The sequence below is a fragment of the Clostridia bacterium genome (genome assembly GCA_035628995.1).
Classification (GTDB): Bacteria; Bacillota; Clostridia; order Lutisporales; family Lutisporaceae; genus BRH-c25.
In genome coordinates this window covers 38,764-60,860 of record DASPIR010000034.1, presented here as the reverse complement: position 1 = coordinate 60,860, position 22,097 = coordinate 38,764, and the positions used below count along the sequence as shown (strand labels likewise).

At 40.5% G+C, this 22,097-nt stretch carries 20 protein-coding genes and 1 riboswitch; of the genes, 13 read left to right on the top strand and 7 right to left on the bottom strand.

All coding sequences use genetic code 11. The annotated features are described in order from the left end of the window. Positions 1-77 precede the first annotated feature (77 nt). From VEB00_15865 to VEB00_15855, 3 genes are all read left to right on the top strand, one after another. Positions 78-461, top strand: coding sequence for a hypothetical protein (locus VEB00_15865; protein HYF84492.1), 384 nt, complete (start codon positions 78-80; stop codon positions 459-461). Positions 462-757: 296 nt separating this feature from the next. Then, a complete protein-coding gene (locus VEB00_15860; protein HYF84491.1) occupies positions 758-2,014 on the top strand; it encodes a glycosyltransferase family 2 protein in 1,257 nt (418 codons plus the stop codon). Positions 2,015-2,128: 114 nt separating this feature from the next. Next, on the top strand, positions 2,129-2,809 hold the full coding sequence (locus VEB00_15855; protein ID HYF84490.1) for a YIP1 family protein: 681 nt from the start codon (positions 2,129-2,131) through the stop codon (positions 2,807-2,809). Here the strand turns inward: VEB00_15855 and VEB00_15850 are convergent. The 3 genes from VEB00_15850 to VEB00_15840 form a co-directional block, all read right to left on the bottom strand. After that, positions 2,789-4,129 carry a CCA tRNA nucleotidyltransferase gene (locus tag VEB00_15850; protein HYF84489.1) on the bottom strand — a complete coding sequence of 447 codons (1,341 nt, stop codon included), beginning with the start codon at positions 4,127-4,129 and terminating at the stop codon, positions 2,789-2,791. The two genes, VEB00_15855 and VEB00_15850, sit on opposite strands and share 21 nt — an antisense overlap. A gap of 24 nt (positions 4,130-4,153) precedes the next feature. Continuing rightward, positions 4,154-4,828, bottom strand: coding sequence for a polyprenyl diphosphate synthase (gene uppS, locus VEB00_15845; GenBank protein HYF84488.1), 675 nt, complete (start codon positions 4,826-4,828; stop codon positions 4,154-4,156). Between the two features lie 96 nt (positions 4,829-4,924). Next, entirely contained in the window at positions 4,925-5,602 is a 678-nt protein-coding gene (locus tag VEB00_15840; protein HYF84487.1) for a HesA/MoeB/ThiF family protein, read from the bottom strand. Between the two features lie 320 nt (positions 5,603-5,922). Here VEB00_15840 and VEB00_15835 point away from each other — a divergent pair, with 320 nt between their 5' ends. Beyond that, the gene (locus VEB00_15835; protein ID HYF84486.1) at positions 5,923-6,900 is read left to right on the top strand and encodes a DUF5050 domain-containing protein; all 978 of its coding nucleotides are present in this window, start codon (positions 5,923-5,925) and stop codon (positions 6,898-6,900) included. Positions 6,901-7,085: 185 nt separating this feature from the next. Here VEB00_15835 and VEB00_15830 read toward each other — a convergent pair whose 3' ends face one another. Then, positions 7,086-8,123 (bottom strand): hypothetical protein, encoded by a 1,038-nt coding sequence (locus VEB00_15830; protein HYF84485.1) that lies wholly within the window; start codon positions 8,121-8,123, stop codon positions 7,086-7,088. A gap of 167 nt (positions 8,124-8,290) precedes the next feature. Between VEB00_15830 and VEB00_15825 the strand changes: the two genes are divergently transcribed. The 3 genes from VEB00_15825 (at position 8,291) to VEB00_15815 (ending at position 11,555) form a co-directional block, all read left to right on the top strand. Next, positions 8,291-9,739 carry a PLP-dependent aminotransferase family protein gene (locus tag VEB00_15825; GenBank protein HYF84484.1) on the top strand — a complete coding sequence of 483 codons (1,449 nt, stop codon included), beginning with the start codon at positions 8,291-8,293 and terminating at the stop codon, positions 9,737-9,739. A gap of 267 nt (positions 9,740-10,006) precedes the next feature. Beyond that, positions 10,007-10,975 (top strand): acyl-CoA dehydratase activase, encoded by a 969-nt coding sequence (locus VEB00_15820; protein ID HYF84483.1) that lies wholly within the window; start codon positions 10,007-10,009, stop codon positions 10,973-10,975. 184 nt (positions 10,976-11,159) lie between these two features. Continuing rightward, positions 11,160-11,555, top strand: coding sequence for a hypothetical protein (locus VEB00_15815; GenBank protein ID HYF84482.1), 396 nt, complete (start codon positions 11,160-11,162; stop codon positions 11,553-11,555). A 169-nt stretch (positions 11,556-11,724) separates the two neighbouring features. Here the strand turns inward: VEB00_15815 and VEB00_15810 are convergent, their stop codons facing one another. The 3 genes from VEB00_15810 to VEB00_15800 form a co-directional block, all read right to left on the bottom strand. Beyond that, on the bottom strand, positions 11,725-12,141 hold the full coding sequence (locus VEB00_15810) for a Fur family transcriptional regulator (GenBank protein ID HYF84481.1): 417 nt from the start codon (positions 12,139-12,141) through the stop codon (positions 11,725-11,727). Between the two features lie 263 nt (positions 12,142-12,404). Continuing rightward, complete coding sequence (locus VEB00_15805) at positions 12,405-12,632, bottom strand: hypothetical protein (GenBank protein HYF84480.1); 228 nt, start codon at positions 12,630-12,632, stop codon at positions 12,405-12,407. A 207-nt stretch (positions 12,633-12,839) separates the two neighbouring features. After that, a complete protein-coding gene (locus tag VEB00_15800) occupies positions 12,840-14,048 on the bottom strand; it encodes a LysM peptidoglycan-binding domain-containing protein (GenBank protein ID HYF84479.1) in 1,209 nt (402 codons plus the stop codon). A gap of 5 nt (positions 14,049-14,053) precedes the next feature. Further along, positions 14,054-14,190: riboswitch (cyclic di-AMP (ydaO/yuaA leader) on the bottom strand. 193 nt (positions 14,191-14,383) lie between these two features. Here VEB00_15800 and VEB00_15795 point away from each other — a divergent pair. The 6 genes from VEB00_15795 to glgA all read left to right on the top strand — a co-directional run bounded on the left by VEB00_15795 (position 14,384) and on the right by glgA (position 21,877). Beyond that, positions 14,384-14,665 carry a DUF1232 domain-containing protein gene (locus VEB00_15795; GenBank protein ID HYF84478.1) on the top strand — a complete coding sequence of 94 codons (282 nt, stop codon included), beginning with the start codon at positions 14,384-14,386 and terminating at the stop codon, positions 14,663-14,665. Positions 14,666-14,677: 12 nt separating this feature from the next. Beyond that, positions 14,678-15,754: a CapA family protein gene (locus VEB00_15790; GenBank protein HYF84477.1), complete on the top strand. Its 1,077-nt coding sequence runs from the start codon at positions 14,678-14,680 to the stop codon at positions 15,752-15,754. Between the two features lie 208 nt (positions 15,755-15,962). Then, a complete protein-coding gene (gene glgB / locus VEB00_15785; protein ID HYF84476.1) occupies positions 15,963-17,927 on the top strand; it encodes a 1,4-alpha-glucan branching protein GlgB in 1,965 nt (654 codons plus the stop codon). A gap of 184 nt (positions 17,928-18,111) precedes the next feature. Further along, on the top strand, positions 18,112-19,266 hold the full coding sequence (locus VEB00_15780; GenBank protein ID HYF84475.1) for a glucose-1-phosphate adenylyltransferase: 1,155 nt from the start codon (positions 18,112-18,114) through the stop codon (positions 19,264-19,266). 36 nt (positions 19,267-19,302) lie between these two features. Continuing rightward, on the top strand, positions 19,303-20,421 hold the full coding sequence (gene glgD / locus VEB00_15775; protein HYF84474.1) for a glucose-1-phosphate adenylyltransferase subunit GlgD: 1,119 nt from the start codon (positions 19,303-19,305) through the stop codon (positions 20,419-20,421). Between the two features lie 31 nt (positions 20,422-20,452). Continuing rightward, positions 20,453-21,877: a glycogen synthase GlgA gene (gene glgA / locus VEB00_15770; protein HYF84473.1), complete on the top strand. Its 1,425-nt coding sequence runs from the start codon at positions 20,453-20,455 to the stop codon at positions 21,875-21,877. Positions 21,878-22,097 lie beyond the last annotated feature (220 nt).

Genomic DNA, 22,097 nt, shown 5'->3' with positions numbered 1-22,097 from the left:
TTAGTTGTTATTGAATTCGCACTATACACAATGAGTATACTGACGTGCGTTCAATACCTGAAAGGATGGATATGTATATGGAGAAGGAGTTTCAAGGGGCACTATTGGACGCATTGACGGAAGCCATAGTGAGGAAATCAGTGGTTACAGTAAAAAACGCTGAGAATAGCAGCATAATAGTAATCACAGCCACAGAAGATGAGATAATTGTGTCTCTAAGTAAAATTCCCACAATGATGAATGATGTTATTACTGCAGTATCCGACTGCCTGGGCAGGAGTCCCGACATGGTATACAACAGAAGCAGCATATTGAAGGATGATTTTATCATATATTATATGGTTTGGCTGAACAGCAATGATGGAGCAAAGTCCTTCGTAGAAAAGGAATTTGCGACACCTCAGAACAGGATAACGTTCATGAGTCCTAAGGCTCTAACGCTTCTGCAGGAAGCAAATTAGACAGAATTATTAATATATTTGCAAATACGAGAGATAATAAGACTGAGTGTCTTATTATTTTTTTTAAATTCGAGCATTCCGGATAGATTCCAAGTATAATTGCAATACATTGAGTTATTTTAGCCTAGAATGTGAATAATGGGAAAGTAGTCCCAAATATAATATCCAGTATAGTTTTATTATGGTGGGAAAAGTGATATCATGGTAGAGTATGAAAAAAACCACAGGGGAAAATTAAGAAAACGGTGTTTCTAACCATTTTCAGTAGGTTTATGCCTCTAATGTAAGCGGAGGGAATGACATTAATGTTTAAGGATTCAATAAATATCATATTTTTAATATTTCAGATACTGTTTTTCACAATGGGCTTCTATTACTTTGCTACTTCAATATTCGGGCTTGCAGAGAAGGTATACGGCAAAGCCTCAAAGAATTATTTGCCTATAAAAAGATTTGCAATTTTTATTCCTGCCCATAATGAAGAAGTCGTAATAGAGAATATAGTGGATAATTTAAAACAACTGAATTATCCCAAGGATTCTTACGAAGTGTTCGTAATTGCGGACAACTGTACGGATAATACAGCTGCAATCGCAAGTGCAGCAGGTGCAAATGTACTTGAGAGGTTTGACGATAAGAAGGGCGGCAAAGGATATGCCCTGGAGTGGGCTTTTGAGAAGGAACTGTATGGGGAAGATTGTGAATATGATGCAGCTGTCATATTCGACGCCGATAATCTGGTATCAAAGAATTTTTTAAAGGAAATGAACAGCAAGCTTTGTGATGGCAATAAAGTTATACAAGGTTACATAGACAGTAAGAACCCCAATGATTCATGGATTACAGCAAGCTATTCCATTGCTTTCTGGTCCTCCAACAGGCTGTTCCAATGCGCAAGATCATTTATGGGAATGAGCTGTGAAATTGGGGGCACAGGCTTCTGCGTGGATGTTAGCGTTTTGAAACAGGTTGGCTGGCATGCTACCTGTCTGGTAGAAGACCTTGAATTTACTATGAAATTGATGCTGAATGGCATAAAGGTAGGCTGGGCTCACGAAGCAATAGTATATGATGAGAAGCCCCTAACCATGGCTCAGTCCTGGAAGCAGAGAAGAAGGTGGATGCAGGGTTTTGCGGATGTCTGCTCCAGATATTTCTTCAAGCTTTTCATAAAGGGCATAAAGGAACGCAATATAGCACTTGTTGACTGTGCAGTATATACGCTGCAGCCTTATCTTATACTGATCGGCGCTGCAATGCTGCTGGTTCCTTTAGTAAATACATATGTAATGGATGAGAGCATGTATGTAATATCAGCACAAATTGCTCCGGCATTCTTTCAAGTATATGGTTTAACACAATTCCTGCTGATACCCTTATGCTTGTATTATGATAAGAAGCTTTCATATAAGCTGTTCCTTTATTACCCTACATACATATTGTACTGCCTTACCTGGATACCTATAGCCATGCAAGGTATAGTAATGATGAAAAACAAGGAATGGAGCCATACGCTTCATACAAGAAAAGTTACGATACATGAATTGGAATAAGGCGAAAAGCCTTATTCCTTTTAAATTTAAAGGTTTAAAATTCATAGCAACTGGAATATAATTCTATTGAGGGGTTTTAATTATTCCAATATTTTATATGAGGGGGTTTTATAAATGGAGACAAATGAAGTTAGTACAAAAAAGACCCTGCTGCAAAAGCTCAAGCTGTTTGTAGTCAAACCATCTGAGCTGTTCAAGGATTACTTGGAGAAGCCTGCTTGGGCATTGAAGCTCCTCGTAATAGCTGTAGTAACAGCATTATATACATATGCGACCAAGATATTAGGCAAGGATCTTTTTACTGAATTGATGGAAGAGAAGGCTGCTTCAATGCCACCGGATCAGGCTGAAGCTGTAAAGGGTTCCATTACGTTTTTGAATTCACCTATGATGAATGGCATTTCTGCGTTAATTGGTGCAGTATCCATAATTGCAATCATATTATTGATTTCTCTTGTATATATGGCATTTGTCAGAGCATTAAAGGGCAAGATAAAATACTCACAGATGGTTTCGGTGTATACTTTGGCTTATATGGCATCTGTCATTGGAATTCTGGTCAAACTAGCCTATATGTACCTTACCGGTAATCTGCTGTATATAAACCTAAGCCCTACATTTGTCGACGCGTTGTATGACAATCTGGATCTTTTTATTATATGGCAGTCGATTTTGATGGTATTTGGCATTTCTGCCGTATCAGGCTTGCCTGAAAAGAAGAGCACCATAATAGTTGTCGGCATGTGGCTGATTTCTCTGGCGATATCCTTTGGCTCAATTATATTGGCGAAGTAAACTCAATAGTGCTTCACGGTTGTTAAGCTGGGGCTCCTCAATTACCTTTTCCAAAAGATTATTGAGTAGCTCCTTTATTTTCTTTCCAGGCTTTATGCCCAGAGTTATAAGGTCATCTCCGTTAACTGCGAGAGATTTCAAGCTTGTGCACTGCCCTTTTTCTCTTATATCCCGGTATATTTCCCATAACCTTTTAAACTTTTCGGTGCGTTCCTGTAAAAGCTTTGGATTCTGAGCCTTCTTATCGGCTTCCATTACCTTCAGAAGGTCCTCGAACACTTCCTCTCCTACCTTGAACATGGCTTTCCTTACAGATTTATATTCGGTTTTTATATGCATATCATGACATCTCACCAACAGAAGTATTCTGTCCATTGACTTATTATCAAACCTGAGCCTCAGCATAGCTGTTTTTGAGAGTTTGACGCTCAGCTGCTGATGATTGTAAAAATGGTCGATACCTTTCTCATCAGTGCTTTTCATACCCGGCTTTCCTATATCGTGAAACAGCATGACCCATCTTAGAATCCTGTTCTTTTCTATGTTGGCTACCGAATGCAAGGTATGCATGGCCACATCATAGGCATGGTATGGATTGTTCTGTACAGTGAGAAAGCAAGGCTCAAATTCCGGAAGGGTATACTTTATCAGTTTTGTGTCCATTAAAAGTGAGAAGCAGAATGGGTTGTCGGATAACAGTATTTTAGTCAGCTCATCCCGTATCCGTTCACTGCTTATATTTTCTATCAGCTGGCAGTTCTTCCTAATAGACTTCAGAGTGCTTTCATAAATTGTAAAACCGAGCTGAGCTGAGAAGCGAACAGCCCTAAGCATCCGCAGCGCATCTTCGTTGAACCTTTTGTCTGGGTCTCCCACTGTTCTTATAATACCAGCCTCAATATCAACTATGCCCCCAAAAGGATCAACAATTCCTATAAGCGGGTTGTAGGCGAGGGCATTGATAGTGAGATCCCTTCTAGAAAGGTCTTCCTCAATTGAGGAAGTAAAGGTTACTGACTCAGGCTTTCTGAAGTCAAGATATTCACCGTCAACCCTGTAGGTTGTTACCTCGTAGCTGCTTCCCTCCAAAATTATTGTGACAGTACCGTGCTTGATGCCGGTATCAACTGTCTTTGAAAAAAGCTGCTTTATTTCCTCTGGTACTGCGTCTGTAGCAATATCCCAGTCCCCGGGAGTCTTGCCTAATATGGAGTCCCTAACGCAGCCGCCCACTACAAAAGCTTGATGCTTTTGCTTTTGCAAGGTGTCAAGAATAAATTGCACCTTCTGGGGTATCAAAATGTTCATATTGTATTTCATAGACTCTCCCCCTATAGTTAAGCACTAACCTCCGAGCGTTACATCCTGATCCTGATACCACTCAAGGGCTTTATAAAACTGTGACCGATCAAAATCCGGCCACATTTCCTCAATTATATAAAAATCTGCATATACTGACTGAATAGGTAAAAAACCGCTGAGTCTGCGCCTTCCTCCCCAACGTATCATCAAATCCACTCTGGATATATCCGCAGACGCAATATGCTCTGCAAGATTGATATTTTCTGCTGATCTGCAGTCTTTGATACTGCTGAGTGCGTGGTTTAGATCCCAGTTCCATCCGTAATTGACTAAAAAGTTTATTTTGATAAGACCCTTTCCAAACTTTACCCTCTTGGTATAGGGCAGCAGCTCTTGTGGAAACATCGGTGATTCCGCATTTCCTATGACCAAAAGCTCCGCGTCCTTTCCCGCAAGCTGCATAACAGCGTCAACGCAAGCTTTGCTGAAAGCCTGGGTTTGTACGGAAGGCCTCTTGGTATTATCTTGGGTAAAACCGTATAAAGTCAGTTCTTTAATTCCAAGCTCAAGACATAGGCTGTAAAGCTCAAAGCCGGGTCCTATGCCATGGCTGTATCCATCCTGCTTTTCATAGCCTTTCATCTGGGCCCATCTTCTATTTCCATCGGGAATAATTCCAATGTGCTGAGGCAGCCTCCTAAAGAGAGGAACACTCATATATTCACCTCACATTTCAATATAGCAGATACCACGCCAATATCTGCACTGCTATATTATTACCCGATATAGAGAAAATTAGCCTTGTATGAAGTTTTATAGCTCAATGACCTCATATTCATGGTTCAGCAGGTTTATAACCAACAGTCGTCTACTCAGAGTGTTACCACGTTTTATTAGGACCTTTAATACCTCCGCGACCTGTATGGAGGCGATCATTGCGGGTGTAAAAGCCGGATTGCCCAGCTCCTTTTCTATGCCATGCTGTACATCATTTGGGTACAAGCGGCTTAAGGTTCTATCCCCGGGAAATATCGTAGTAACTTGCCCGAACCAGCCTGCAATCGCCCCATGCACCAGTGGGATTCCTGCCCTTTCGGCAAGCTCCTCGAGCACAATGCGGCTTTCTATATTATCCAAAGCATCAACGACTACATCATGGCCCTTTATTATTTCAAGACCATTATCAGCGGTGAGCCTTTGTTGTATTGGTGTTACGGCAATAAGCGGATTGACTCTTCCTATTCTTTCCTCTGCGGCTTTAGCCTTGCTGCAGCCAAGGTTGTCCATCTCAGACAGCAGCTGCCGGTTAAGGTTCGACTCATCAAAAATATCTCCATCAACAGCTGTAATAAAGCCTATTCCCAAACGTGCAAGCTGCTCTATTATATAGCCTCCGAGGCCACCACAGCCCACAACACAGACTTTGAAACCTTTAAGGCTGTCATTTTCTTCAATGCTGAGGGTATTTATATTTCTGATGTATCTCTGCATTTGTATACCTCCATGAATTTTCTGGAAATTTTATTCTTATACAATTATAACTTTTATAGCATCAGCAATACAATATTAACATTTTCTTCTTATGTACCGAAAAAATATATAAGATTTTTGAATAAGGTAATTTATACTTTCCTATTCGTTATAGAGGAATTGCAGCAATGACGTTGAATATATTCAAAGAATAATCATGCGATATAAATCGCCTATGCAGATTACATAGAATAGCTGCGATTTATAACATCAATGAAAACGTTTCGCACTATTGAACTATTTTCTAATGGATTTAGTGCGAAACATATAGGAGAGATAATATGAGAAAGCTTCTGACAGCTTTTGTTTTAGTGTTTTTTATTATAGCTAACCTTTCAGGCTGTACCAGTAAAAATGATAAAGCTTCGGGAAATAATGCAGGGATACCTTCCAAGGGCTATGGAAATACCCTTGGGAATATATCAAATGGGGGCATTGTGGCATATCAGGGAGATTGGGTTTACTACTGCAACGGTACTGATGATGTCAGCATATATAAGACGAAATTAAACGGTTCGGATAAAACAAAAATAAATAGTGACAAATCAATGTTCATTAATGTACAGGGAGATTGGATTTATTACAGCAATATTGAAGAGACAGAAAGCAATAGAATATATAAAATAAAGACTGATGGTTCGAAAAGAACAAAACTGACCAATGATTCTGCTTCCTTCATAAATGTTGTGGATGAATGGATATATTACAGCAATGCCTCGGATAACAGGCGTATATACAAGATGAAAATAGACGGCACAGAAAAAATATGCTTAGCTGCTGACTTTTCTTCATATCTGAATGTACAGGATGATTGGGTATATTATAGCAATGGAGATGATAAGAGGCGAATTTACAGGGCAAGTATCGATGGCTCAAAAAGAGAGAAGATATCTGAGGATGCTGCCGCATATATAAATGTTGAGGGGGACTGGATATACTACAGCAATGGTTCGGATGGAAACAAGCTATACAAAATCAAGAAGGACGGAACCGGGAGGACTGGACTGACTATTGAAGAAGCGCTGTATATAAATGTGTCCGGGGACTGGGTATATTACAGCAATGGATATAATGGCAACAGGGTGTATAAGATAAAAAAAGATGGCACTGAGAAGAACATTCTGAATTATGAAAGCTCAAAGTTCCTGAATATTGCAGACGGTTGGCTGTACTTCATTGTAGACTCTGCTTCCAACAGGCTGTATAAGATGAAAAATGACGGGACTAAAATTCAAATGGTGGAAAAAGTAGAAAGGTAGGAAGCTCGTTTCCTACCTCGCATACGACTTTTCTAAGGCTACGTTCATAAGTGCCATTGACAATTTCTGTATAAGCATACTTAGGCTATTGATATGGCTGTTCTACCAAGTAGTTACTCATGGGTGTATGCTATATAGCGATTTGGCTAATGCGACTATGTTGCGATACATAGCCGCACGTGCATCTAAACTGCTAAGTCTACATGCTGGATAGTACCTGCCAGTCCGTTTTCCCTGAGGAAAATGCCGGTCTTCTGGATAACTCCATTTTCGGTATTCTCTGCACCTTTCAAACTGAAGGGTGTGGCTGCACTGCCCAGACATATTGCACCTATTCCCTTTTGGCCAAGTGCAAAAAGAGTGCCATTTCCATGCTCGTCCTTAGTCCATATTCTCAGCTTGTCAAAAACAGCGTCATTTTCATCTATCCACCCGTTCTTATCTCCATCATAAAGGGATAAATCCGAGAAGCCGTCGCCGCTTTTAGGACCAAAAAGCTCGCTGCCATCATTTATCTTGCCATCACCATTAAGGTCAAGGGACAGGAATCCGCTTCCGGTACTCAGCTGTGATATTTGATCTGAATACCCGTCACAATCAATGTCAAAGCTGAACTTGCTGTCGGAAAGCTTAGCAGTGGGGGAATCAAAGTTAATTACCAAAGGATCTTTTCTTATTGCATCTCCGGCTCTTATATGTATGCTTTGGCTGGTATAGAATTCCCTGCTCATGTTCAGTTGGAGGTCAACCTTTATTTCCTTCCCATCAGCGGTTTTTATAATACCCGTTGACCTGAAGGACATTTTTTCACTCTCATAGTGTGATTTATGAGAGTCGTAGATGAGCCCCCATCCAGCCTTTGGTGATTCTATGACCAAATTTGGCTGAACTTCTTCACTTGTTCTGATTTTTTTCGGAAGCTTGAGCTTTACTTCCCTGCCAAGAAAATACTCCATCATAGCTTCGATGAGCTGCAGTTTCAGCTTATCCTTTTCACTCAGCATATCCTCCATGTCATCCTCGACACTTTGGGTTTCACTGCTGCAAAGGGATTTCTGCATTTCACGTCCTATCTCGGATATATCAATAGTTACTCCCGGCGGACCTTTCATCCCTTCATTAGGATTGTCACCTACCCAGAACTGCAGGTTCTCCTGCTTCTGATTCACCTCCAGCATGGCATGCTGGCTTAGGAAAGAGATGCTTGAGCTTTCGATTTTCATTTTTTTACCTCCTTGTATGAATTGTAAGCCAAAGCGGCAATCCATTTGTGCCTTGGCACTGGTATACAATATATCGGAAAATTTTGGAACATACTTAACTTATTACTATAGGCAGGAACATCATATTATAGTATAATTGTATCGATACAATACGAAGGAGTGGGAATATGGGAGATGTGATTTACCCGGGGGAAATTGATATTGTTTTAGACAGGAGTGACGCTAAACCTCTTTATATACAGCTGTATGAGCAGTTGAAGAAATTAATAAATGAGGGCATATTGGCCGAGGATTATAAGCTTCCGACCATAAGAAGCTTTGCTCTGCATCTGGCAGTAAATAATGTGACCATAGTCAACGCATACAAGATGCTGGAGGATAACAAGCTGGTGTATAAGAAGGTAGGCAGCGGCACCTTTGTGATGCCCTTGAAGGATGATATAAATCTGGAAAGGGATGCAGTCACTGTAAGTGACGAAATTGAGTTCGATATGGACAGAGAAGTATATGAGGATACTATAAACCTTTCTGCCGCTTCTCCCGATCCGAAGCTTTTTCCCGTAAGAGATTTCAAGCGTGTACTTAATGAGGTATTGGAAAGGGACGGAGGCAGTGCCTTCATGTATCATGAAAGTATGGGTTATAAGCCTCTAAGGGAGTCAATAGCGCAATATCTGCCGGCGTACGGTATAAAGGCATCTGCTGAGGATATACATATTATATCCGGTGCTCAGCAAGGCATAGATATTGTTTCCAGGGTTCTGCTTACAAACGGAGACTATGTTTTTGTGGAAAGCCCCACGTACAATGGTGCTGTGGCTGTCTTCAAGTCAAGGGGAGCAAAGATTGTGGAGATACCACTGCTTACTGATGGACCGGATATGAAAGTGCTGGAGAAAATGCTTAAGCTTATCAGACCTAAATTTATATATATAATGCCAAATTTTCAGAATCCTACCGGCTGCACTTATTCCGAAAGGAAGCGCAAACATCTGCTGCTGCTGTGCAGAAGATATGATGTAATGGCCGTTGAGGATGATTATATGAGCGACCTCAGTTACATTGACAAGGGAGCAAGACCTCTAAAAGGACTTGATAATGAAGATCGTGTAATATATATAAAGAGTTTCTCCAAGATATTCATGCCTGGACTAAGAGTGGGGTATTTGATTATACCGAGTTCCATCAAGGAAAGGGTTATGAGCATCAAGCACATAACGGACATATCTACCTCTGGACTTATGCAAAGGGTTCTTGACCTGTATCTCAGGAGTGGTATATGGAATAAACATCTGGAATATATGAAGAAGGAATACAGCGTTAGATATTATGAGGCAGTAAGAGCGGTCAAAAAGTACCTCAGGGGGGCTAGCTTCACCCAGCCATATGGAGGGCTGAACCTATGGGTAAAGCTGCCGGAGGGGATAAGCTCCGGTGAGCTTTATGACAGATGCAAAGAAAGAAAGGTGCTTTTTACGCCTGGAACGGTATTTATAAAGACCTACCCAGGGGAACAGCATATTAGGATAAGCTTTGCAAGCACCGGCATTGAGCAAATAACAGAAGGAATATCAATAATAGGGCAGGTTATGGAGGAGATGAAAAGCACTAAATAATCTCCTTCAAAGCCATAATACTTAGAAAACAATAAAGCAAAATTGGAAATTCCGATAGAGTGCTCATGGGTAAAAGTGCTCTTTTTATCTATTATTGCAGCAAAGACAACGGCAATGTTTTTTAGCTTGCGAAAAATCTATGAAATATGTTGCTTTTAGAATAGTGATGAAGTTATCAAAAGGTAGTGAGGAATAAGAATCGTAATTGTTGGAGAAATTTAAGTTGTGATGAAGCACTATATGCGCAGCAGAATAAGGAGGTATGTGATGAAGGAGTTATACATAGGTGTAGACGTGGGGTCGGTAAGTACAAATGTGGTTGCAGTGGACAATAACTACAATGTGTTGTCAAAACAATATATAAGGACAAACGGGCAGCCTTTGGAATCAGTAAAGCAGGGACTGCGAAACCTCAGGGAGGAATTTAAGAACGATGGAAAGGTGCTGGGAGTGGGTGCTACAGGCAGCGGAAGGCAGCTTACAGGTATAGTGGTAGGCGCTGATGTAGTGAAAAATGAAATAACAGCTCACGCAACTGCTACCATTACATATTTTCCCGAAGCTAGAACTATATTTGAGATTGGCGGTCAGGATTCAAAGATTATAATACTTAAAGATGGTATGGTTGTGGACTTTGCAATGAATACAGTTTGTGCAGCCGGTACAGGCTCCTTCCTGGAGCATCAAGCTGAAAGGCTGAAGGTTAGGATAGAGGAGTTTGGAGATCTTGCATTGTCAGCAGAGAAAAATGTCAGAATCGCCGGAAGATGTACTGTATTTGCAGAGTCTGATATGATTGCAAAGCAGCAGTATGGTTTTTCAAAAGCAGATATTATTAATGGCTTGTGCGAAGCTCTTGTCAGAAACTACATAAATAATCTTGGAAGAGGCAAAAAGTTTGAAGCTCCTTTTGTATTCCAGGGTGGTGTGGCTGCCAACAAGGGCATCAAGGCAGCCTTCGAAAGAGTAGTAGGGCATGAAGTTGTTATCCCTGAACATTATAATGTTATGGGAGCAATTGGTTCTGCAATACTAGCCAAAGAGCATTTGGAAGGCACCGGAGTTGCAACAAGGTTCAGAGGCTTTGAGGTCAGTGACTTCGATTTTACTCCTACAAGCTTTGAATGCAGTGGCTGTGACAATTCCTGCGAGGTCATCAAAGTGGAGCTGAACAAGAAAATAGTGGCAATGTGGGGCGACAGATGTGGGAAATGGACCAATTCTGTTGTGAGTTAAAAGTATGATTGCATAGTGAAAAAAGTAAGCGGCTTAAGCCGCTTTTTTTCTAAAAGGTTGCATATATTCATTCCTTCCGTAATAACTTTATATAAGGAAATGCATAAAGGATTTCGTCTAATATACTAAGATGGGAGGGATATTTATAAAACCGAGAATTATTATTTTAACCAAGAAGAGTCTCATGATTTATACTGCACTACTGCTGATCCTGGTTATTGGCTTGGTCTTATTGTTTACATTAAGAAGTAATGAGGTAGGACTTGCTACCTCAGGATATACATATTTAAGATACAATGACGGAGTATATGTAGGCATTGAAAAGACTGAGTCCGGAGATGTGAAGGCCGAGGTAACCATAAAGAACACAAAGATAAAAGACATAAAGCTTATCGAAATGCCTTCCGAATACATAAGTAACAACCCCAGTATAAATGATGAAATTTCTGAAATCATCTATACAACAATAAAGTCACAGGATGTTGCAACGGCAGATGATACCGGTAATACCTCCTATGTGTTGAGCAAAGTGATCAAGGCCGTAAGAAATGCCTTGAACGAGTCTCTCATTAAGCAATAGATCGGAAATGAAAAATCTCAATGGTATTTATACCATTGAGATTAATTATTATATATGAAAGTTACACTTTCCCATATAATAATTCAGTTTTGATTTAACTGCCCGTGCCAGCATTTTCTCATTGCTTTGAAAAAGGCACATGGGCTTCAAAGGGGCTTTGCCGCCTTTGTTACTGGCTGTGTTTGCAGTTAGGGCAATAACCAAAGAAATAAAGCTGCTGGCTAACCAACTTGTAACCTGTCTTATTCGATACCTGCTCCATAAGGTCAAACAGCATTTCGTCTTCTACGTCTTCAACCTTTCCGCAGCCTGCACAGGTAATATGCGGATGTTGACTAACATTAGCATCATATCTGAATTTGTCTTCCCCAACATTAAGCTCTTGTACCAGCCCCAACCCCTTGAATACTTCAAGGGATTTGTATACTGTGGCAAGGCTCATTGTAGGATATACAGGCTGTAACCTGTTGTATAGCATATCCACACTGGGATGCTCTTTTGTATTCTTCAATATGTCGTAAACAGCTATACGCTGGGGAGTTACTTTATAGCCCTTTTCCTTTAGATATTTAATTAAATCAACCATGTTTATTCCTCCAGCGAAATTATTATTCATATAGAAAAAGCATAATGTAAATATTTACATTTGTCAAGACATCTTAGGTATAAAATGGAAGAGTATGATAATGAATTAACAACTTTCTCATATGTACGATAACGATTATTATTAAATAAATTCTATGGTTTAATTATACCACTAATAAATTAAAAGTAAATACTGTAAACTTAATTTTAAGAGGCCGAAGCTTAAAACTAAAAAAGAGCCCCTCATTGAGACTCCGTAAGCATCTACATAGCTTGGTCCTTCTTTGTGTTCTGAGAAGTAATGCTTTTCTCAGGAAAAAAAAGTTTGCCTAATACCTTGAACTTATCCAGAGCATACAAAACTGTAAATGCTATGGATACTAGAAGCACTAATCCAAGGTTTAAGCTGCTTCTGGCTATATAATACATTAATCCGAGGGAAAAAAACGTGAGAAAGAAGTACTTAAGAACATCAATTATTTTATCATTCATCTAATCACATTCCTTTTAACAAATTATTTGATGCATAGTTCCCTCGGTGATAGGTAATTCAATTGTCAATATGATATATATTACTATGTAAAATTCAAATATCCTTCTGAACTATAAAATAATATTAAAAAAAAGGCATGTTGGCATAATAATCCTATAAGCAAATAGCAAAGCCCCTCGAAATTGAGGGGCTTTATGTTTCCTAAACTATAGTCCTGCTGCTTTTTTAACAGCCTTCTGGTGTCCGGGATCCAGTCTGCTTCCGCTGTGGGTTCTACTGTTTCTAAAGTGGATGCAGAAATGACCTTTGAAGTTGTTGTTTCCTATCGATTCACCGCCATGGGGCATGCCGTTCATGGAGGCTGCTATTTTTCTTTCTACACCTTTATGCTCTATAGTCACAATTACCGCTCTTCTGTCCCAGCTCCAGCTTCCGTAGATACTCTTCATGATTTTTGTATCTTCGGCGGTCAAGGGTTCGGAGTCAGCATGGTTTCTGCCGTACAATCTCTTTACCTTAAAGGATTTGCCTGTTTCTACATCGGTTACTGTGGCTGTGTCACCCTTTTCATAAATATACTGTACTTCTTTGAACCAATCCAGGTATTCGCCTTTTGTGGCTGATGTGCTGGGCTCGTCCTTTGGATCCTCTTCTATATTATTATCGTTGCCTTCGGGAATCTTTACTTCCTGGCCTGCCTGAAGAGTTGTGTCGCTGCTGAAGTTGTTTTCGTTCTTAATTGCTTCTGCGGTAACACCATAATCTTCTGCAATGGATTCAAAAGTGTCCCCTTCCTTTACAACATAAACATTCTTATTATAGTCATATATGTTTTCCAGCTCTGAGCTATCCTGTACGGGGGTTGCAGGTTTTGTTTCAGCAGGCTTGGCAGGGGATGGCTTTACCACTTTAACTACATTTGGTATTATAATCTCATCACCTATATCAAGTATGCTTTTCTCATTAAGATTGTTATATTGAAGTATGGAATCAACAGTTACGTTATAATCAGCTGCTATATCCCATATAGTATCACCATCTTTGATTTTGTACTTGACATTGACCTTGGTTGTATCCTTTCGGGCAGCTGAGGAACGGCTGGGAATTGCAATATGCTCTCCTGCAAGCTTATTAATCAAGCTGATTGTCGCAGAACCCAATATGCCGTCAGCATCCAAACCATTTTTTTTCTGGAATTTCAGTACTGCGTCTTCTGTAACATCTCCGAAATAGCCTGTACAGACTTCATCAAAAAAGCCAAGTTTTTTTAATGCTGCCTGTGCTTTTACTATTTCATCGGATTTGTCCCCTTTTTTAAAAGAGGAAGTGTCGGCGTATAAAGAAATAGTCATACTGAATATCAGCGCCAAACACAGTGGGATAAGAAATGCTCTCTTTAAGGTATTGCCTTTCATGTGATATCTCCTCTCAATTGGCTTACGAGGTTAGTTGACGGATTCGGATCGAGAGTAATCCTAAGCATTCAGAAAGATGTCATGCTATTCACCCCAGACGTATATCCCCCGCTTCCACTATGGAATTAAGCCTGTCTTATTGCCTCTATTATACTACAGTAGAATAGCCGTGTGAAGTTAAAATTTTCTATTAGTTGAATATTTGGTACTTGCAGGAAATACATAACATTAGTCGAATTAATCAATAATATAATTGGTGCGAGGTTACGAGGAGTAGGGGCGATTCATGAATCGCCCGACAATAGCTTTGAACAATAACTTGCGAGGATGATACTATGTTTAAAAGAATAAAGCTGACGATACAGTATTTGAAGGATAAGAATGTACCTTTTGTTAAAAAGCTGCTTATAATCGGGAGTGCACTATATCTTGTTTTCCCTGTCGACATAGTTCCGGATTTTATTCTCGGGCTTGGGATACTGGATGATATAGCTGTAATAACATTTATTTGGCTTGCACTGAAATCCGAACTGGATGAGTATGGTAAGGCAAAAGGAACTTTAATAAGCGGTAAATCTAAGGTAATACCCTTTGTGAATAGAAAAAAGGGTGAATAGCGGGGTGAAAAAATGAAAAGACTCGCAGCTTTATTTGCGATGGTTTTGATAATTATATTTCTAGGCTGTTCAAGAGCGGACAGTCAGCAGAATAATATTAAGAGCAGTCAGGAGAATGAGCAGAGCAGCAGTGTGAAGGAAACAGTGCAGCAGAAAGATGATCAGGAAGAACTGGTGCTTTCTTTTGTAGGAGATATGATGTTTGATAAGTCGGTTGCCGGTTTTATCAAGTCGAAGGGGGAGGACTATGTTTTTGAAGGTTATGAAAAGCAATTCAAGAGCAGTGATATTGTTTTTGGAAACCTTGAGACAGCTCTCAGCGGTAGAGGACAGCCAATAAAGGAGAAGGAATATACCTTCAGGAGCAGTCCAAAGCTCGCTCCCCACTTGAAGAAACACAATTTTACAGCATTGAGTATTGCAAACAATCATGTACTGGATTATGGACCATCAGCCTTCAATGATACTATGAAGCTGCTGAAGGAAAATGGTATAAGCTATGGGGGCGGAGGCTACAACAAGCAAGAGGCTTCCAATGGAGTTGTAATAGAGAAAAAGGGAGTCAAGATTGGTTTTATTGCTTTTACAAGAGTAATACCCAGTTTGGATTGGTATGCCAGAGCTAAAAAGCCTGGTATAATAGGAGCTTACAAGGTTCATGAAGCAGAAGTTTTAGAGGCCGTGAAGAATTTGAATGAAAAATGCGACCTTATGGTAGTCTCATTGCATTGGGGCAAGGAAGGATCAATCGTTGTGAGGAAGGAAGAGACAGAGCTTGCACATAAGCTGGTTGATTCAGGAGCTGATGTCATAGTGGGACATCATCCGCATGTTGTACAGGGAATTGAAATGTACAATGACAGGCCGATATTTTACAGCCTGGGTAATTTCTTCTTTACAACCTCACATGCAGAAATATGCAACAAAACTATAATGGCAACCGTAAGGTATGACAATAAAGGAGTGCTTAGGTCCGTTAAGGCAGTACCCGGTACCATAAGATCGGGAAGGCCTTTTCCCATGGAGGAGGCAGAGCAGCAAGAGTTTATAAAATATCTCAATAAAATGAATACTAATCTGGAGCTATAGAGTAATATTCTTGCCTCAGCAATAATATAATGTTGAGTGTCTTTTATATACCCGCTGCTGAAACACGTCAAGTTTAATTATCAATACGAAATCCAGCATTAGAGGTATATTTTTGTTTTTTGAAAATTTTACTAGTCAGAAGGAAAAAAATAGGGTTTGTAGAATTATAAGGTAAATTCAAAATATTCAAAAATAATACAAGGAGGGGATGCATATGAAAAAGCAACCCCTTAGCTCCTATGATGCTTATCTCTTTCGGGAGGGAAATCATTATAGGAGTTATGATTTCCTGGGTGCACATCTTACAAATACAAACGGACTTGATGGAGCAGTATTCCGCGTATGGGCTCCAAATGCCGGTTCTGTAAGTTTATTAGGGGATTTTAACAGCTGGAAGGGAGCCGGCTTTGCTATGGAAAGAACCGACGATTCCGGCATATGGTCTGCGTTTATTCCCGGCTTGAAAGAGTGGGATATGTACAAATATGAGATACATGCAAAGGATGGCAGTGTCATTGTTAAATCAGACCCCTATGCCTTTTATTCAGAGCTTCGACCGGGTAAAGCGTCAAAGTTGGTTTTACTCAAAGGCTTCAATTGGAATGACGCAAAGTGGATGGAACAACGCAAAAACGCAAACATATACGAGTGCCCTATTAACATTTATGAAGTGCATCCGGGCTCCTGGAAGCAAAAACCTGATGGAGAGTATTATTCATACTGGGAGCTTGCAGAGGAGCTTGTGGACTATGTTAAGAACATGGGCTACACCCATATAGAGCTGATGCCTCTTACTGAGCATCCCTTCGATGGCTCCTGGGGCTACCAATCCACCGGATATTATTCAGTAACCAGCAGATACGGCTCACCTCGAGACCTGATGCACTTTGTAGATAAGTGTCACCAGGAGGGGATAGGAGTAATACTGGACTGGGTTCCAGGACATTTCTGCAAGGACGATAATGGTTTGAGACTTTTTGATGGTACTGCCCTTTATGAGTACAGTGATCCGAGAAAGGGTGAGAACTATGGCTGGGGCACCTGCCATTTTGATCTTGGAAAGCCGGAGGTACACAGTTTTTTGATATCCAATGCGGTTTTCTGGTTCGAAATGTATCACATAGATGGACTGAGAGTAGATGCAGTTGCAAGCATGCTTTATCTTGACTATGAGAGAAAGCCCGGGGAATGGGCGCCCAATAAATATGGCGGCAGGGAAAACCTTGAGGCGGTAGATTTCATAAGAAAGCTTAACAAGATTGTTTTTGAATACTTCCCCAATGTGCTTATGATAGCTGAGGAATCCACTACCTGGCCTCTTGTGACAGCTCCCACCTATCTTGGGGGGCTTGGCTTCAATTATAAGTGGAATATGGGTTGGATGAATGATATGCTCAAATACATGTCAATGGATCCTATACACAGAAAGTGGCATCACAGCCTGCTTACATTTTCACTTATGTACGCATTTACCGAGAACTACATCCTGCCACTATCCCATGATGAAGTGGTACATGGAAAAAAGTCGCTTCTGGATAAAATGCCCGGGGATTACTGGCAGAAGTTTGCAAACCTCAGGTTATTCCTAGGCTATATGGCAGCACATCCTGGAAAGAAGCTGCTTTTTATGGGAGGAGAGCTGGGACAGTTCATAGAATGGCGTTTTGACTCCAGCCTGGACTGGCTGCTGTTGGACTACGAAATGCACAGGAAAATGCAGCATTATGCAAAATATCTAAATGGAGTTTATAGCAAAGAGCCGGCATTATGGGAGCTGGACCATGTGTTTGAAGGCTTTGAATGGATTGATGCCAATAATTTCAATCAGAGCATAATAGTTTTCATGCGCAAAGGTAAGGACCCTAAGGATACTATTATAACAGTATGCAATTTTACTCCTGGGTTTTATGAAGACTACAAAATCGGAGTGCCATACAAGGGTGATTATACCGAGGTATTCAATAGCGATTGGCAGGAGTTCGGGGGCTCAGGACAGAAAAATGAAGAAATCATGAGTGCAAAAAAACTGAAATGGCAGAATCAGCAATACCTAATAGAGATAAAGGTACCACCGCTGGCTGTTGTATATTTTAAACCTGTCGGTAATTTAGAAGAAGTGGATTCTTATGTAGAAAGTATTGAAGCTCTAGAGCCTGAGCTTTTAAGGGTTTAATTCTGGTTGCGCGTTTCGTGTTTCGCGTTACGCGATTAAGCAAAGGCTTCGAAGCCATAGCTAAAACTCGCAACTCGTAACCCGTAACTCGTAACAAATTTCTATAATTTACTATGATACGAGAATAAATCATTATGGATATTAATAGATATGGATAACCTGAATAATTTAAGGAGGGGTATGCATGAGGAAAAAAGAATGGATTGCCATGATTCTGGCTGGCGGACAAGGCAGCAGGCTGACTTTGCTTACGAAGAAGATTGCAAAGCCCGCTGTATACTTTGGGGGTAAGTATAGAATCATTGATTTTGTACTAAGCAATTGCTCAAATTCAGGAATAGATACTGTAGGTGTATTGACACAATATCAACCACTGGTTTTGAACGCGCACATAGGAATTGGCAGCCCTTGGGATCTGGATAGGAAAAAAGGCGGGGTTACACTTCTGTCACCCTATGTGAATGAAAAGGGCGGGGAATGGTATAAGGGTACAGCCAATGCGATATATCAAAATATCAATTTCATAGATGGGCACAATCCTGACTATGTTGTAGTGCTGTCGGGAGATCACATTTACAAAATGGATTATTCAAAAATGCTGGATTTTCATAAGCAGAAGTCAGCAGATGCCACTCTTGCAGTTATAGAGGTTCCATGGGAAGAAACCGACAGGTTCGGGATTATGAACACTGAACCTGACAGCAGAATATATGAATTTGATGAAAAGCCTAAGAAAGCGAAGAGCAATTTAGCCTCAATGGGAGTATATATTTTCAACTGGGAGGTTCTGCGAAAGTATCTGATGGAAGATGAAGCAGATCTTAGCTCCAGCAATGACTTTGGCAAAAATGTCATACCTCAGATGCTGAACAATGGGATGAAGCTTTATGCATATCCCTTTGAAGGCTACTGGAAGGACGTAGGTACTATAGAAAGCCTTTGGGAAGCTAATATGGACCTGCTGAAGGAGGATAACGAGCTTAATCTTTACGACCCAATGTGGAAGATTTATTCGGTAAATCCTATCAGACCGCCTCATTTTGCAGGGGAAACTGCTGTTATAAAGAACTCAATGGTAGGTGAAGGCTGTGTCATATATGGAGAAGTAAGAAACTCAGTTTTGTTCCCCGGAGTTTACGTAGGTAAAAACACAAAGGTTATTGACACTGTTGTGATGCCGAAGGTTTTAATCGGCGACAATGTTACTATAGAACGCGCCATAATAGGTTTGGGATCTGTCATTAAGGACGACTGCAGGATAGGCGACAGCAAATCCAAATCCATTGCGCTCGTAGGGGAATATGAGCAGCTGTCCGAAGGCACTGCTTACAATGAGTGACCGGGTGCACCTAAATACACTGAGGGAGGGATAATCATGCTGGACTATATGGGAATTATCAACTTAAGCGAGAGAGAGGACAATATAAAGGAATTGACATATAACAGACCTATAGCTGCAGTACCGATAGCCGGAAGATACAGGATGATAGATTTTACTCTTTCAAACCTGGTGAACGTCGGCGTTCAGAATATCAGCATATTCACACAGAACAAATACAGGTCTCTTTTAGATCATCTGGGGACGGGAGCGGCTTGGGATCTGGACAGGAAAAACGACGGACTTTTTATAATGACACCTATGTTTAACTATTATACTCTGGGCATTTACAGGGGAGATATGGAGAATTTCAAGAACCATATTGACTATATTCATCTAAGCAAGCAGAACAATATCATTATGACCTCAAGCAACATGGTATGCAACTTGAATTATGAGAATGCAATAAAGCATCATAATGAAACAGGAGCAGACATCACAATGGTATACAAGCAAGTGGACAATTGCACCGAGGATTTCAAATATTGCAACACTCTTACCTTGGATGAGAGCGGCAGGATTACAGATGTCGATATTAATCTGGGTAAAAAGAGTGAAGGCAACATTTCTATGGATATATTCATTATGAAAAAAGCACTGTTTTTGGATATAGTCCATACCTGCATATCCAAGGGTGACTGTGACTACTTTAAGGATGCAGTACATAAGAACTTAGACAAGTTCAAGGTATACGGGTATAAGTTCGATGGCTACCTTGCCTGCGTCAATTCAATACAGAGCTATTACAGGGCGAATATGCAGCTCTTGGATCTGAATATTTCAAAGGAGCTGTTCTTTAAAAATGGGCTTATATATACAAAGGTAAAGGATGAGCCGCCGACAAAGTATGCAGAAGATGCAAGGGTGATAAACTCATTGGTAGCTAATGGATGCATAATAAACGGCGAGGTGGAGAACAGCATTATATTCAGAAGTGTGAAGATAAAAAAGGGAGCAGTGGTCAGAAACAGCATTGTAATGCAGAACTGTATTATAGAAGAGGATTCATTGTTAAGGAATGTAATACTTGATAAGAGTGTGAAGATAACAAAGGAAAAACAGCTTAAGGGGGATCAAAACTACCCAATTGTTATAGAGAAGAAAGCTATAATATAGTTTCAGTTTATCTATGGGGGGAGTAGTTGAAATGAAGGTGCTTTTTATAGCTTCAGAGGCATTTCCCTTTATAAAGTCCGGAGGTCTGGGGGATGTGATTTTCTCATTGCCGAGAGAGCTTCGAAGATTAGGGATAGATGCCAGGGTCATGATTCCCAAATACGGGGATATACCATCATTTTTCAGAGAGAAGATGTCCTGCGTAAGTATATTCAACGTACCTGTAGGCTGGAGAAACCAATACTGTGGTGTGGAAGAAATAAAATACGAAGGAATGCCCTTCTACTTCATAGACAATGAGTATTACTTCAAACGTCAGGGGATGTATGGGTTCTATGATGAAGCGGAGCGGTATGCATTCTTCTGCAGGGCTGCCCTGGAAGCCATCAGGTATTTGGATTTTAAGCCGGATATATTGCACTGCCATGACTGGCAGACCGGGATGGCTAATTTGCTGTTGAAAGCACATTATGACAGTGATGCTGCATATAATGGCATAAAAACCGTGTTTACAATACACAACCTGCAATACCAGGGTATTTTCCCAAAGGAAGTTCTTGGAGAGCTATTGGATCTGGGTGATGATTACTTTAACGTAGATGCGGTGGAGTTTTTCGGAGGGATAAGCTTTACGAAAGGTGGAATCAATTATTCCGATGTCATTACGACAGTAAGCGATACATACAGGGAGGAAATCCAGACACCTTTCTTCGGTGAGCAGTTGGATGACTTGCTGAGAATGAAGAGGGAAGGACTTTTCGGAATTGTAAATGGAATTGACTACAGCAGTTTTGACCCCAAAACCGATAAGGGAATCTTTGTGAAGTATGATTCTAAAAATATTAAAAACAAAGCGTTGAACAAGACAAAACTTCAGGAGCAGTTAAAGCTGCCTGTCAACAAGGATATACCGATGCTTGCATTGGTTAGCACCTTAACACGACAAAAAGGACTTGATCTTATAGCTAATGTGCTCGATGGCATACTTGCAATGGATGTTCAGCTGGTGGTGTTAGGTCAGGGAGATAACAATTATGAGACATTGTTCAGGAATTATGAGAACAACTATCCAGATAAGTTTTCAGCCAGCATTACATATGACGATGTGCTTGCCCGCAAGATTTTCGCTGCTTCAGACTTCTATTTGAAGCCATCCCTTTTTGAACCCTGTGGAGTGGGGCAGCTTATTGCTCTTCGTTATGGCTGCATTCCCATAGTGCGGGAAACCGGCGGACTTAAAGATACAGTCAAGGCATACAATGACAGCACAGGCGAAGGAAACGGCTTCAGCTTCAGCCAGTATACGCCGCAGCACCTGCTTGGCGCAATTAAGAAGGCTTTGGAGTACTATAAGGGCGATAGCTGGCTGCAGATAGCAAAGAACGCCATGAAAGAGGATTACAGCTGGAAGAGAACTGCAATGGCATATAAGAAGCTTTATCAAAGCATTACATAGAAAAAAGAGCGCACATTCTGCGCTTTTTTCGTATCATGGTATTACAAGGAATAATACATTTTTTTATCCATAGTTTAAATTTTGAAAATATTATATAATAAAGTAACATTATTCGCTATAAATCGTTATTTAATGTCCCTTCCAGGCAAAGCCTGTCAGCGTGCAGCAAAGCTGAACGAATGGACAAAATCGATGAATGTTTTGTATACACAAAACTAGG